The 765-nt window shown below is 55.3% G+C and carries 2 protein-coding genes; both read left to right on the top strand.

The window, feature by feature from the left end:
- Window positions 1-12 precede the first annotated feature (12 nt).
- Window positions 13-264 (top strand): HigA family addiction module antitoxin, encoded by a 252-nt coding sequence (locus A9976_RS11365; RefSeq protein ID WP_183011857.1) that lies wholly within the window; start codon window positions 13-15, stop codon window positions 262-264.
- Window positions 265-356: 92 nt separating this feature from the next.
- On the top strand, window positions 357-563 hold the full coding sequence (locus A9976_RS31870) for an antitoxin VbhA family protein (RefSeq protein WP_183011858.1): 207 nt from the start codon (window positions 357-359) through the stop codon (window positions 561-563).
- Window positions 564-765 lie beyond the last annotated feature (202 nt).

Raw genomic sequence — 765 nt, 5'->3', positions numbered from 1 at the left:
CCAGGAACCAATATGATGCACAACCCGCCGCATCCGGGCGAAATCCTTCGAGAAGACGTTTTTGCACACCTAGGGTTGTCGGTGACTGAAGCAGCTAATCGATTAGCTTTGCCGCTGACTATATTGTCCCGAGTGCTCAATGGCAAAGCCAATATCAGCCCAGATCTCGCGGTTCGACTGGAGCAGGTCGGAGCAGGCACCGCCGAGGCATGGGCCGCCATGCAGGCCAACTATGATTTGTGGCAAGCCCAGCAGCGTGCGTAGCCGCCCGTGAGGCCGTTTACCTCCGCGTAGCGAGTTTGGATTAGGACACGCCTCTAACCCTGAAATGGCGCGCACCCTTGCGGAGATCCTCTATGCCCAATACATTTGGCCGGAACGAGCGCCTGCGCACGATCAATAACGTCATTGCTAACCAACGACTGGCCGGCTTGGAACCCAATACTAGGACGGTGGAATTACTCTATCGAGTCGCCGCCGGAGAACTCCAAATTGACCGCGTGATCCAAGATGCGCGCCAGCGCACAGCATTCGACGAATTTTGCTCCAAATCTGCAACGTAAGCATTTGGCAATGCAGCCAACTGACCGGTACTGGACCAAGCACCTAGTGATTCTGGGCAATTGCCGACCTTTATTGCATGACAAAGGTCCTTGAGAAAGCTGCTGTACCAGCAGTTCAGCTATCGCGTTCTCGCGCACCTCGAAAGTCACCGCAGTCTCTTCGTCATAGGCATTGCGCCCCTTAGATGCCTGCATACGGGCA

Source organism: Delftia sp. UME58 (assembly GCF_014170385.1).
GTDB lineage: Bacteria > Pseudomonadota > Gammaproteobacteria > Burkholderiales > Burkholderiaceae_C > Comamonas > Comamonas acidovorans.
Note: the sequence above shows the minus strand (reverse complement) of the source record. Positions and strands in the feature narration are given on the sequence as shown.

Bases quoted from the DNA above. Each gene is read 5' to 3' on its own strand.
- A9976_RS31870 (WP_183011858.1), top strand. From the start codon at position 357: ATGCCCAATACATTTGGCCGGAACGAGCGCCTGCGCACGATCAATAAC.
- A9976_RS11365 (WP_183011857.1), top strand. From the start codon at position 13: ATGATGCACAACCCGCCGCATCCGGGCGAAATCCTTCGAGAAGACGTT.